We start from the raw sequence: 13,102 nt of genomic DNA on the forward strand, positions 1-13,102 counted from the left end.
ACTCAATCTCTCTAAAACACCTTCGGTGTTGTCAGGTTAAGCCTCACGGTTCATTAGTATTGGTTAGCTCAACGTATCGCTACGCTTACACACCCAACCTATCAACGTCTTAGTCTTAAACGTTCCTTTAGGACCCTTAAAGGGTCAGGGAAGACTCATCTCAAGGCAAGTTTCCCGCTTAGATGCTTTCAGCGGTTATCTCTTCCGCACTTAGCTACCGGGCAATGCCATTGGCATGACAACCCGAACACCAGTGGTGCGTCCACTCCGGTCCTCTCGTACTAGGAGCAGCCCCTTTCAATCTTCCAACGCCCACGGCAGATAGGGACCGAACTGTCTCACGACGTTCTAAACCCAGCTCGCGTACCACTTTAAACGGCGAACAGCCGTACCCTTGGGACCTACTTCAGCCCCAGGATGTGATGAGCCGACATCGAGGTGCCAAACACCGCCGTCGATATGAACTCTTGGGCGGTATCAGCCTGTTATCCCCGGAGTACCTTTTATCCGTTGAGCGATGGCCCTTCCATACAGAACCACCGGATCACTAAGACCTACTTTCGTACCTGCTCGAGCCGTCACTCTCGCAGTCAAGCTGGCTTATGCCTTTGCACTAACCGCATGATGTCCGACCATGCTTAGCCAACCTTCGTGCTCCTCCGTTACTCTTTGGGAGGAGACCGCCCCAGTCAAACTACCCACCAGACACTGTCCGCACCCCAGATAATGGGGCAACGTTAGAACATCAAACATTAAAGGGTGGTATTTCAAGGTTGGCTCCACGCAGACTGGCGTCCACGCTTCAAAGCCTCCCACCTATCCTACACATCAAGGCTCAATGTTCAGTGTCAAGCTATAGTAAAGGTTCACGGGGTCTTTCCGTCTTGCCGCGGGTACACTGCATCTTCACAGCGAGTTCAATTTCACTGAGTCTCGGGTGGAGACAGCCTGGCCATCATTACGCCATTCGTGCAGGTCGGAACTTACCCGACAAGGAATTTCGCTACCTTAGGACCGTTATAGTTACGGCCGCCGTTTACTGGGGCTTCGATCAAGAGCTTCTCCTTACGGATAACCCCATCAATTAACCTTCCAGCACCGGGCAGGCGTCACACCGTATACGTCCACTTTCGTGTTTGCACAGTGCTGTGTTTTTAATAAACAGTTGCAGCCAGCTGGTATCTGCGACTGGCTTCAGCTCCATGGGTAAACCACTTCACCTAATGCCAGCGTGCCTTCTCCCGAAGTTACGGCACCATTTTGCCTAGTTCCTTCACCCGAGTTCTCTCAAGCGCCTGAGTATTCTCTACCTGACCACCTGTGTCGGTTTGGGGTACGATTAATGATAATCTAGAGCTTAGAGGCTTTTCCTGGAAGCGGGGTATAAGCTACTTCGCCACCGTAGTGACTCGTCATCAGACCTCAGCATATAGTGAACCGGATTTGCCTAATTCACCTGCCTACATCCTTAAACCGGGACAACCGTCGCCCGGCCAGCCTAACCTTCTCCGTCCCCCCATCGCAATTATCACCAGTACGGGAATATTAACCCGTTTCCCATCGACTACGCATTTCTGCCTCGCCTTAGGGGTCGACTCACCCTGCCCCGATTAACGTTGGACAGGAACCCTTGGTCTTCCGGCGTGCGGGTTTTTCACCCGCATTATCGTTACTTATGTCAGCATTCGCACTTCTGATACCTCCAGCATGCCTCACAGCACACCTTCACAGGCTTACAGAACGCTCCCCTACCCAACAATATTTACATATCGCTGCCGCAGCTTCGGTGCATAGTTTAGCCCCGTTACATCTTCCGCGCAGGCCGACTCGACCAGTGAGCTATTACGCTTTCTTTAAATGATGGCTGCTTCTAAGCCAACATCCTGGCTGTCTGAGCCTTCCCACTTCGTTTCCCACTTAACTATGACTTTGGGACCTTAGCTGGCGGTCTGGGTTGTTTCCCTCTTCACGACGAACGTTAGCACCCGCCGTGTGTCTCCCGTGATAACATTCTTCGGTATTCGTAGTTTGCATCGAGTTGGTAAGTCGGGATGACCCCCTAGTCGAAACAGTGCTCTACCCCCGAAGATGAGTTCACGAGGCGCTACCTAAATAGCTTTCGGGGAGAACCAGCTATCTCCCGGTTTGATTGGCCTTTCACCCCCAGCCACAAGTCATCCGCTAATTTTTCAACATTAGTCGGTTCGGTCCTCCAGTTAGTGTTACCCAACCTTCAACCTGCCCATGGCTAGATCACCGGGTTTCGGGTCTATACCCTGCAACTTATTCGCCCAGTTAAGACTCGGTTTCCCTACGGCTCCCCTATACGGTTAACCTTGCTACAGAATATAAGTCGCTGACCCATTATACAAAAGGTACGCAGTCACCCCACCCCAAAGCACATTCACTGCTTGTTTTGTGTGTTGGACGTCGCAAAAAGCGCTCCGTCAACGCGTGTTGAATGCCACTTCAAAGTTATCCTCAACACCAGAAAATGCTTTGGTGGTGGGGCTCCCACTGCTTGTACGTACACGGTTTCAGGTTCTATTTCACTCCCCTCGCCGGGGTTCTTTTCGCCTTTCCCTCACGGTACTGGTTCACTATCGGTCAATCAGGAGTATTTAGCCTTGGAGGATGGTCCCCCCATATTCAGACAGGATAACACGTGTCCCGCCCTACTCGTCGAGTTCACAACACTAACACCTTCGGATACGGGGCTATCACCCTTTACTGCCGGCCTTTCCAGACCGTTCTCCTGATGCTAATGCTGATTAAGACTCTGGGCTGCTCCCCGTTCGCTCGCCGCTACTAGGGGAATCTCGGTTGATTTCTTTTCCTCGAGGTACTGAGATGTTTCAGTTCCCTCGGTTCGCCTCGTTTGACTATGTATTCATCAAACGATAGTGCAACGAATTGCACTGGGTTTCCCCATTCGGAAATCGTCGGTTGTAACGGTTCATATCACCTTACCGACGCTTATCGCAGATTAGCACGTCCTTCATCGCCTCTGATTGCCTAGGCATCCACCGTGTACGCTTAGTCGCTTAACCTCACAACCCGAAGGTGTCTTCTTACAACGAGTGACTGTGCTTCATGATTTCGGCGTTAGTCCGTGCGCGCAATGCTCACATACTATTGTATGCTGCGCTTGCTGTGCGCGGGCTGCCTTGAACTCATTTCGCTCGTCGACTCGATAGTTCAAAGTACACTATTCAAGTTGAGATTTTTGAGAGACTCTCACATTGTTTAAGCGATAAACAATGTGCGTTGTTTTCAATTTTCAGCTTGTTCCAGATTGTTAAAGAGCATAATTATTCGCAATAGACTATTTCTAATCTATTCTGAATAATCAGAAAGTTTATGGTGGAGCTAAGCGGGATCGAACCGCTGACCTCCTGCGTGCAAGGCAGGCGCTCTCCCAGCTGAGCTATAGCCCCATAAAGGTAATTCCAGTATCGATTAAGTCATTAAAATGACAAATTTAATTTAGGCAAGGCTTGCTTGCTTAGTTGAATCGTTCCAATTTTGTTTAGACTAGGCGCGGATTGGCGAAGTTTACAATAAGTAAACGAGCTAATCTGCAACAACGTATAAACGAAATTTGGTAGGCCTGAGTGGACTTGAACCACCGACCTCACCCTTATCAGGGGTGCGCTCTAACCACCTGAGCTACAAGCCTATCGATACCGTTACTCTATTTCATCAGACAATCTGTGTGAGCACTTCACAAGTACACTTCAATGGTAAGGAGGTGATCCAACCGCAGGTTCCCCTACGGTTACCTTGTTACGACTTCACCCCAGTCATGAATCACAAAGTGGTAAGCGCCCTCCCGAAGGTTAAGCTACCTACTTCTTTTGCAACCCACTCCCATGGTGTGACGGGCGGTGTGTACAAGGCCCGGGAACGTATTCACCGTAGCATTCTGATCTACGATTACTAGCGATTCCGACTTCATGGAGTCGAGTTGCAGACTCCAATCCGGACTACGACGTACTTTATGAGTTCCGCTTGCTCTCGCGAGGTCGCTTCTCTTTGTATACGCCATTGTAGCACGTGTGTAGCCCTACTCGTAAGGGCCATGATGACTTGACGTCATCCCCACCTTCCTCCGGTTTATCACCGGCAGTCTCCTTTGAGTTCCCACCATCACGTGCTGGCAACAAAGGATAAGGGTTGCGCTCGTTGCGGGACTTAACCCAACATTTCACAACACGAGCTGACGACAGCCATGCAGCACCTGTCTCAGAGTTCCCGAAGGCACTAAAGCATCTCTGCTAAATTCTCTGGATGTCAAGAGTAGGTAAGGTTCTTCGCGTTGCATCGAATTAAACCACATGCTCCACCGCTTGTGCGGGCCCCCGTCAATTCATTTGAGTTTTAACCTTGCGGCCGTACTCCCCAGGCGGTCGATTTAACGCGTTAGCTCCGGAAGCCACTCCTCAAGGGAACAACCTCCAAATCGACATCGTTTACAGCGTGGACTACCAGGGTATCTAATCCTGTTTGCTCCCCACGCTTTCGCACCTGAGCGTCAGTCTTTGTCCAGGGGGCCGCCTTCGCCACCGGTATTCCTCCACATCTCTACGCATTTCACCGCTACACATGGAATTCTACCCCCCTCTACAAGACTCTAGCTGACCAGTCTTAGATGCCATTCCCAGGTTAAGCCCGGGGATTTCACATCTAACTTAATCAACCGCCTGCGTGCGCTTTACGCCCAGTAATTCCGATTAACGCTTGCACCCTCCGTATTACCGCGGCTGCTGGCACGGAGTTAGCCGGTGCTTCTTCTGTTGGTAACGTCAATCGTTGATGATATTAGCATCAACGCCTTCCTCCCAACTGAAAGTACTTTACAACCCTAAGGCCTTCTTCATACACGCGGCATGGCTGCATCAGGCTTGCGCCCATTGTGCAATATTCCCCACTGCTGCCTCCCGTAGGAGTCTGGGCCGTGTCTCAGTCCCAGTGTGGCTGATCATCCTCTCAGACCAGCTAGGGATCGTCGCCTTGGTGAGCCATTACCTCACCAACTAGCTAATCCCATATGGGTTCATCCGATAGCGCAAGGACCGAAGTTCCCCTGCTTTGCTCCTAAGAGATTATGCGGTATTAGCTACCGTTTCCAGTAGTTATCCCCCTCTATCGGGCAGATCCCCATACATTACTCACCCGTCCGCCGCTCGTCAGCGAGAAGCAAGCTTCTCCTGTTACCGCTCGACTTGCATGTGTTAGGCCTGCCGCCAGCGTTCAATCTGAGCCATGATCAAACTCTTCAATTAAAAAGCTTGATGCTCAAAGAATGTTACTGTCGTTTGATTTCCGAAGAAACCAAATTACCTATTAGTTCATATATATGAATTAACGTGTTAGTCACTCTTCAAGACTTAAAATCAAATATTTTTTTGATAGTGTCCTGTGAGTGCCCACACAGATTGTCTGATAAATTGTTAAAGAGCGGTGCGACTTAATCTTTACGATTATCAACTTTAGGTCGTTGTCGCGAGGTGTCGTATACTACGTTTTTTATTTAGAAAGTCAAGCGATTATTTTCAACTATTTTCTTTCTTCACCTCTGTTATCACGGGGCTTCGAGGTTTTCTTCGAGCCGGTTTGTCGTGACAACGGATGCGCATTATAGGGAGCTGCCAAAATCTCGCAAGTGTTTTTTTAAAAATAATTTCCAAGTGCTGATTTATCACTCAAAATGGTTACTTTGTGATGCTTTTTAAGGCTTTTGGCAGGTCTGCAAGGCTATTAATTACCAGATCTGCACTCGCAATAGCGTCATCTGTAACAGGTTCACCGCTTTTTACTAACACATTTGTACCCACAAGAGCCGCTTTACCCGCTTGCATATCTGCAAGTTTGTCGCCAACCATAATAGAAGAAGCCATATCAATGTTTAAAAATTGCTGAGCATCTAAAAGCATTCCTGGTTTTGGTTTGCGGCAATTACATTCTTGCTTATATTCTTCTACTGTTGCATCTGGGTGATGAGGGCAGAAATAGATACCATCTAAATCAACACCACGGTCGGCTAGAGACCAATCCATCCACTCAGTCAGCGTCATAAACTGGTCTTCAGTATAGATACCACGACCAATACCAGATTGATTAGTCACGACAACTAATGCATATCCCATCTTCTTGAGTTCAATCATGGCTTCAATAGCGCCATCGATAAATTCGAAGTCATCGATTTGATGTACATAGCCATGGTCGATATTAATTGTGCCATCTCTATCTAGAAAGATTGCTGGAATGCCTTTACTCACTGCTTTACTCCTCAAACTGAAATGGTTTTTAGTATCTCATGAAAAGAAATGAAATGAGAATAGAATAAATCCATCAAACTTTATTGACTTAGACGTCTAGACGCCTTAACATCCAATGTATGTTAGATACAGTATCTTGAATATAATTCGTCAGAGAATAGAAGATAGAATGATTAAGCTCTCAAATATTAATAAAGTGTTCCAGCAAGGAAACCGTAATATACAGGCGCTGACTGATATCAGCCTGCATGTTCCTGCTGGTCAAATATATGGTGTTATTGGCGCATCCGGCGCAGGTAAAAGTACCTTAATTCGTTGTGTGAATATGCTGGAACGTCCAACATCAGGGCAAGTCATTGTTGATGGTCAAGATTTAACGTCTCTGCCAGAGAAAGAAATTACGAAAGCACGCCGGGGAATCGGCATGATCTTTCAGCACTTCAACTTATTATCTTCGCGCACTGTGTTTGATAACGTGGCACTGCCATTAGAATTAGACAATACGCCGAAAGAAACCATTAAACAGCGGGTTAATGAATTACTCGAGTTAGTCGGTTTATCTGAAAAGAAAGATGCCTATCCAGCAAACCTGTCTGGTGGTCAAAAACAGCGAGTTGCTATTGCCCGTGCCTTAGCAAACTCCCCTAAAGTATTACTGTGTGATGAAGCAACAAGTGCATTAGACCCAGCAACGACGCGCTCTATTTTAGAATTATTGAAAGATATCAACCGTCGCTTAGGTTTAACTATCTTATTAATCACTCATGAAATGGATGTCGTGAAACGCATTTGTGACCAAGTCGCAGTAATCAGCGGTGGTCAGCTTATTGAGCAAGATAAAGTGAGTGAAGTTTTCTCTCATCCTAAAACCCCTGTTGCTCAAGCATTTATTCAGTCAACGTTAGTTATCGATATTCCAGATGACTATAAAGAACGTTTGCAGGCTGAGTCGGGTAAAGATCTCTCCCCGTTATTGAAACTGGAATTCACAGGGCAATCGGTGGATGCGCCATTAATCTCAATGGCCGTACGTAAGTTTGATATTGATATTAATATTTTAAGCTCTCAGATTGATTATGCCGGTGGCGTGAAATTTGGTGTGATGCTGGCTGAATTACACGGCTTAGAAAATGGCATTGAGTCTACTATTACATTTTTGAAAGAGCACCATGTGAAAGTTGAGGTTTTAGGTTATGTCTGAGGGAATGATTTCACTGCTTATTTCAGGAACGATTGATACCATTATCATGACTTTCGTTTCTGCAATTTTAGGTTTTATTTTAGGTATCCCGACAGGCGTACTACTTTATGTCACTCGTCGTGGGCAAGTCATGGAAAACACCGTTCTGTATAGCGTTATTTCAGCTGTTGTGAACGTATTCCGCTCAATACCGTTTATTATTTTATTAGTCTGGATCAGCCCTTTTACCAAATTCATCGTGGGTTCTGCGATTGGTATCGAAGGTGCGATTGTTCCATTGACTGTTGGTGCAATTCCATTTATTGCTCGCATGGTTGAAAACGCATTATTAGAAGTACCGAATGGTTTAATTGAAGCATCACGCGCTATGGGTGCAACTCCGTTACAGATTATCCGCAAAGTATTACTGCCAGAATCTTTAGCGGGATTAATTAACGCCGCAACCATTACATTAATTATGCTAGTCGGTTATTCCGCAATGGGTGGTGCAGTTGGTTCCGGTGGATTAGGACAAATTGCAATGCAATATGGGTACTATACTTATAATCCATTAGTTATGAATACCGTTCTAGTTCTATTGATTATCTTAGTATTCATCATTCAGTTCACGGGTGAATATCTAATGAAAAAAGTGTCACATAAATAGTCCGTAATCTAGATAGTCAGAAACAATAGCAGCGCCAAAAAACGCTACACAGTAGTTAAGGTGCTATAAATAGTGTCTAAAGGGGTAAATTATGTCTATTAAGTTAAAATCAATTGCAGTAGTTGGCGCGCTGTTAGGAACATTAGCTCTCGCTGGCTGTGGTGAAAAACAAAAAGACCCAAATAGCATCAAAGTCGGTGTGATCATGGGTAAAGAGTTTGAAGTTGCTGAAGTTGCACAAAAAGTTGCTAAAGAAAAATATGGTCTGAATGTTGAATTAGTCTCTTTCAATGACTTCGTACTACCAAACGAAGCATTAAGCAAAGGCGATATTGATGCTAACGCATTCCAACATAAACCTTATTTGGATCAGCAAATCAAAGACCGTAACTACAAATTAGTCCCTGTTGGAAATACCTTTATTTATCCAATCGCAGGATATTCTAAACAAATTAAATCTATTGATGAATTGGCTGACGGTTCACAAGTTGCACTACCAAATGACCCAACTAACTTAGGTCGTTCATTACTGTTACTGCAAAAACAAGGTTTAATTAAGTTAAAAGATGGCACAGGTTTAATGCCGACCGTGTTGGATGTTGTTGAAAATCCAAAAGGCTTAAAGTTTGTTGAATTAGAAGCACCTCAGTTACCACGTGCTCTGGATGATCAAAAAATTGCACTGGCTATCATCAATACAACTTGGGCAAGCAGCGCAACACCTAAATTGACGCCTGCAAAAGATGGTCTGTTTGTTGAAGATAAAGATTCGCCATATGTGAACGTTATTGTGGCTCGTGAAGATAATAAAGATAGCGAGAATGTGAAGAAGTTTATTCAAGCATATCAATCTAATGAAGTGGCAGAAAAAGCCAACGAAGTTTTCGATGGCGGAGCAGTTAAAGGCTGGTAAGCTTTTATCTTAAAAAAAATGAGTATAAAATGCTAGGTGACTTTATGTCACCTAGTTTTTTTGTATTATTCCAACAGGCATTAAACTGATTTGTTTTAAATAAACTAGCTTTAAACCGATTACATAATTAATGCGCTAGCGCAGATAATAAAAAGGTAATATTTATGAGATTGTTTTTGCTCGCCCTCGCTACATTTGCTTTAGCTGGGTGCGGAATTAATCAATACACCAGTCCAAGCATGAATAAAGGGTTTTCGAGCATGAAATTATCGAAGCCTTTACCTGTAGAAACTGAAGAAGATGTCAGTGCAGAAAACGTTAAATTAATGAACAGCCCTGAAGAGTTATTAGGAATGCCATTTCGTGACTTAGGTATTGTATCTGGTGAGTCATGCAGAAAAAATGCAAAGAGTCCGCCTATTAATCTTGATTCAGCCAAAAATGGTATGTTGACGCAAGCCGCTTATATCGCTGCGGATGCCGTGTTATTACATCAGTGCCAAACCAAATCTGCACCGGGTTGTTACCAAGCAACGGTATGTGAAGGTAGTGCACTTAAAATTGTTGAATAATCAACTTATGCAATCTTTTCAATTTAATGTTATTGGGCATATCGAATCCCCTTATAAAGAAAAGTTTGCCATTCCTCGCCAGCCTGGACTGGTTCAAAATGGCTTTGGGCGCCTGCATTTACATCCGCCATACAATGACCCCAATGCTGTTAGAGGATTAACTCAATTTAGCCATATTTGGGTATTGTTTATTTTTCACCAAACGATGGAAGGTGGCTGGAAATCCCTAGTACGCCCTCCCCGCTTAGGTGGCAACGATAAAATGGGGGTATTTGCCACTCGTTCAACATTTCGGCCAAACCCTATTGGGATGTCGTTAGTTGAATTAAAAGACGTGACTATCAAAAACAGTCAAGTCATTCTTGAACTCGGTAGCCTAGATTTAGTTGATGGTACGCCAGTGGTAGATATCAAACCGTATCTGCCTTTTGCTGAAGCTATCACAACAGCAAAAGCAGGTTACGCTCAAGAGGCTCCATCAGAAGATATGCAGGTTATATTTAGCTCACAAGCCCAAATTGAATGTGATAAATACCAATCTCGCTATCCCGGATTAGCGTCTTTTATTGAACAAGTATTAAAGCAAGACCCTCGTCCTGCCTATAAGAAACAATCCAATGAAGCCCGTGATTATGCGGTTCATTTATTAGATTTCAATGTGCGTTGGCGAGTGACAAATAATATCACTGAAGTGTTTGCCATCGAACGTAATGAAAAATCGCGTTAACCTCTTTTGACAAAGCATCGTCACTGGTAGACTAGCTGTTTATTCCGCTGCTTAGCAGCTTTAAATTATTGGGTAGGCATAAGCCCTACCATAATTTGTTGTTCTAATGGAACCTATACAATGCGTACTAGCAAATATCTGCTCTCAACTCTAAAAGAGACCCCTGCGGATGCAGAAGTTATCAGCCACAAGCTGATGCTGCGTGCAGGGATGATCCGTAAACTTGCTTCTGGTCTGTATGACTGGTTACCCACTGGCGTGCGTGTTCTGCGTAAAGTTGAAAACATCGTTCGTGAAGAAATGGAAAATGCAGGCGCTATCGAGGTATCTTTACCCGTCGTTCAACCTGCTGACTTATGGCAAGAAAGTGGACGTTGGGAACAATATGGCCCTGAGTTACTGCGCTTTGTAGATCGTGGTGAGCGTCCTTTTGTTTTAGGCCCAACCCACGAAGAAGTTATCACTGATTTAATACGTAATGAGATCACTTCATACAAACAATTACCATTGAATTTATTCCAAATTCAAACCAAATTCCGTGATGAAGTTCGCCCTCGTTTCGGTGTAATGCGTTCTCGTGAATTTATCATGAAAGATGCATACTCGTTCCACACAAGCCAAGAGTCATTGCAAGAAACTTACGATGCGATGTACCAAGCTTATAGCAAAATTTTCACCCGCATTGGCTTTGATTTCCGTGCAGTACAAGCGGATACCGGTTCTATCGGTGGTAACGCTTCTCACGAATTCCAAGTTTTAGCACAAAGCGGTGAAGATGATGTTGTCTTCTCTACTGAATCTGATTTTGCAGCCAATATCGAATTTGCTGAAGCGGTTGCTCCAAACGTTCAACGTGCAGCGCCAAGCCAAGAGATGCATTTAGTGGATACCCCAAATGCAAAAACGATTGCTGAATTAGTTGAACAGTTCAATCTGCCAATCGAGAAAACAGTGAAGACTCTGATTGTTCATGCAGAGAAAGACTCTGGTCATTCTTTAGTTGCCCTATTAATCCGTGGTGACCATGAACTGAATGAAATCAAAGCAGAAAAACACCCATTAGTGGCAAGCCCACTGCAATTTGCATCAGAAGAAGAGATCCGCAAAGCCGTTAACGCAGGCCCAGGCTCTTTAGGCCCAGTGAATATGCCAATGCCAATCGTGATTGACCGCAGCGTTGCGGTGATGAGTGACTTTGGTGCAGGTGCAAATGTTGATGGTAAACACTACTTTGGCATCAACTGGGAACGAGACCTCCCACTGCCGGAAGTTTACGACCTGCGTAATGTGGTAGCGGGTGACCCAAGCCCTGATGGTAAAGGTACCCTGTTAATTAAACGCGGTATCGAAGTGGGTCATATCTTCCAGTTAGGCACAAAATATTCCGAAGCGATGAAAGCCTCTGTGCAGAACGAAGAAGGTCATAACCAAATCGTGACAATGGGTTGCTATGGTATTGGTGTAACACGTATTGTTGCAGCAGCGATTGAGCAAAGCCACGATGAGCGCGGTATTGTATGGCCTGATGCTATCGCACCGTTCCACGTTGCTATCCTGCCAATGAACATGCATAAGTCCTATCGCGTTAAAGAAGTTGCTGAAAAACTGTATGCAGACCTGAAAGCACAAGGTATCGATGTTATTTTCGATGACCGCAAAGAGCGTCCAGGCGTGATGTTTGCCGATATGGAACTAATTGGTGTTCCGTACACTATCGTCATTGGTGATCGTAATTTAGATACTAACCAAGTTGAGTATAAATCACGCCGCAGTGATGATAAGCAACTGGTTGGTTTAGATAACGTAGTTAGCTTCCTGAAAGAAAAATTAGCTAAATAATCATTATATTAGCCTAAATAAAAAGCTCAGAGTTCAGTTTTTACTGTCTCTGAGCTTTTTTATTGTCTCTAAGCTTTTTTACAAAATAACCAAAATGAATTCAGGTTATTTGCAAGAGCGGGTTTTATCGAACTGAATATTTCCAATAGGAATAAATGCAGAATCAAATTGGCCATCTTCCATAGATGGGCGAATAGAATAGAAACCATCCACCTCTAAATAAACTGGCGTACCACCATCCACATCAGTATCACTATAGGCTTTCTCTAGTTCAATACCTGACGTGGCATATTTACGTCCAGAGCCACATTCGGTAAATACAGCGGCATCGGCCATATAGCGATATTCACCACGTTTTTTACTTGGAGTGACCTGTTTTAAGGTATGGTTCATTGAACTCTCAATCGCTTTGCCTTCTATATCTAGCAGAGTGATTGATTGGTTATCAGGAGATTGTGCAAAGTATGTACGCTCTGCTTTTGAGTTAGTTAATGTTAATACATTTTCCGTGCTAGACCAGTTCCCTGTTTCATGGAACATTTGGTTCCCCTCACGGGTTTCTAAATAAAGCAGTTGCTCAACATAGCTACCATCTGGATTCACTAATAATGTGGCTTCAATACCCGAACAATCCGCACAAGGAAGTACACCACTATAAACATGGTCTACAGGCGCGAAGTTCGCTTCGTTCACGCTGCTTTGACAGCCAGATAATGCCACGGCACCCGCCGAAATAAGAGCCAATAAAAGTACTTTCTTCATTATAATTCCTTTCAGATCATTCAATTATTTCTGTTTCGCTTATTAATACATCATAGCATTTCAAGAAATAAAAAAATAAGGTATGCAAAAATTTACAATCGGATAAATAACCAGCTAAAGATATCAGTTTAGTGAATAAGAATTTTCCTTTTCCCACGTCA

General features: G+C 44.5%; 8 protein-coding genes, 2 tRNA genes and 2 rRNA genes. 6 read left to right on the forward strand and 6 right to left on the reverse strand.

What is annotated here, in order from left to right; all coding sequences use genetic code 11:
- Positions 1-32: 32 nt before the first annotated feature.
- From LDO51_RS02130 to gmhB, 5 genes are all read right to left on the reverse strand, one after another.
- A 23S ribosomal RNA gene (locus tag LDO51_RS02130) occupies positions 33-3,050 on the reverse strand.
- 311 nt (positions 3,051-3,361) lie between these two features.
- Positions 3,362-3,437: transfer RNA gene (locus tag LDO51_RS02135), tRNA-Ala, on the reverse strand.
- 165 nt (positions 3,438-3,602) lie between these two features.
- Positions 3,603-3,679: transfer RNA gene (locus LDO51_RS02140), tRNA-Ile, on the reverse strand.
- Positions 3,680-3,744: 65 nt separating this feature from the next.
- A 16S ribosomal RNA gene (locus LDO51_RS02145) occupies positions 3,745-5,285 on the reverse strand.
- The 16S and 23S rRNA genes sit together here with 2 tRNA genes alongside, the layout of an rRNA operon.
- 429 nt (positions 5,286-5,714) lie before the next feature.
- Positions 5,715-6,281 carry a D-glycero-beta-D-manno-heptose 1,7-bisphosphate 7-phosphatase gene (gmhB, locus tag LDO51_RS02150; RefSeq protein ID WP_179897019.1) on the reverse strand — a complete coding sequence of 189 codons (567 nt, stop codon included), beginning with the start codon at positions 6,279-6,281 and terminating at the stop codon, positions 5,715-5,717.
- Positions 6,282-6,450: 169 nt separating this feature from the next.
- Here gmhB and metN point away from each other — a divergent pair, with 169 nt between their 5' ends.
- The 6 genes from metN (at position 6,451) to proS (ending at position 12,179) form a co-directional block, all read left to right on the forward strand.
- Entirely contained in the window at positions 6,451-7,482 is a 1,032-nt protein-coding gene (gene metN, locus LDO51_RS02155) for a methionine ABC transporter ATP-binding protein MetN (protein ID WP_225576167.1), read from the forward strand.
- A complete protein-coding gene (gene metI, locus LDO51_RS02160) occupies positions 7,475-8,128 on the forward strand; it encodes a methionine ABC transporter permease MetI (protein ID WP_225576168.1) in 654 nt (217 codons plus the stop codon). Before metN ends, metI begins: the two co-directional genes overlap by 8 nt.
- 91 nt (positions 8,129-8,219) lie before the next feature.
- Positions 8,220-9,041, forward strand: coding sequence for a MetQ/NlpA family lipoprotein (locus LDO51_RS02165; RefSeq protein ID WP_225576169.1), 822 nt, complete (start codon positions 8,220-8,222; stop codon positions 9,039-9,041).
- 164 nt (positions 9,042-9,205) lie between these two features.
- Positions 9,206-9,613 (forward strand): Rcs stress response system protein RcsF, encoded by a 408-nt coding sequence (rcsF, locus tag LDO51_RS02170; protein ID WP_225576170.1) that lies wholly within the window; start codon positions 9,206-9,208, stop codon positions 9,611-9,613.
- Between the two features lie 7 nt (positions 9,614-9,620).
- Positions 9,621-10,340: a tRNA (N6-threonylcarbamoyladenosine(37)-N6)-methyltransferase TrmO gene (gene tsaA, locus LDO51_RS02175; protein WP_225576171.1), complete on the forward strand. Its 720-nt coding sequence runs from the start codon at positions 9,621-9,623 to the stop codon at positions 10,338-10,340.
- A 120-nt stretch (positions 10,341-10,460) separates the two neighbouring features.
- On the forward strand, positions 10,461-12,179 hold the full coding sequence (proS, locus tag LDO51_RS02180) for a proline--tRNA ligase (RefSeq protein ID WP_225576172.1): 1,719 nt from the start codon (positions 10,461-10,463) through the stop codon (positions 12,177-12,179).
- A gap of 105 nt (positions 12,180-12,284) precedes the next feature.
- Here the strand turns inward: proS and LDO51_RS02185 are convergent, their stop codons facing one another.
- Positions 12,285-12,941, reverse strand: coding sequence for a copper resistance protein NlpE N-terminal domain-containing protein (locus LDO51_RS02185; RefSeq protein ID WP_225576173.1), 657 nt, complete (start codon positions 12,939-12,941; stop codon positions 12,285-12,287).
- Between the last annotated feature and the right edge of the window lie 161 nt (positions 12,942-13,102).

This window comes from Providencia alcalifaciens (assembly GCF_020271745.1).
GTDB lineage: Bacteria > Pseudomonadota > Gammaproteobacteria > Enterobacterales > Enterobacteriaceae > Providencia > Providencia alcalifaciens_B.

Excerpts from the sequence above, each read along its gene's own strand:
- metN (WP_225576167.1), top strand. The coding sequence starts at position 6,451 with ATGATTAAGCTCTCAAATATTAATAAAGTGTTCCAGCAAGGAAACCGT.
- metI (WP_225576168.1), top strand. The coding sequence starts at position 7,475 with ATGTCTGAGGGAATGATTTCACTGCTTATTTCAGGAACGATTGATACC.
- LDO51_RS02165 (WP_225576169.1), top strand. The coding sequence starts at position 8,220 with ATGTCTATTAAGTTAAAATCAATTGCAGTAGTTGGCGCGCTGTTAGGA.
- rcsF (WP_225576170.1), top strand. The coding sequence starts at position 9,206 with ATGAGATTGTTTTTGCTCGCCCTCGCTACATTTGCTTTAGCTGGGTGC.
- tsaA (WP_225576171.1), top strand. The coding sequence starts at position 9,621 with ATGCAATCTTTTCAATTTAATGTTATTGGGCATATCGAATCCCCTTAT.
- proS (WP_225576172.1), top strand. The coding sequence starts at position 10,461 with ATGCGTACTAGCAAATATCTGCTCTCAACTCTAAAAGAGACCCCTGCG.
- LDO51_RS02185 (WP_225576173.1), bottom strand. The coding sequence starts at position 12,941 with ATGAAGAAAGTACTTTTATTGGCTCTTATTTCGGCGGGTGCCGTGGCA.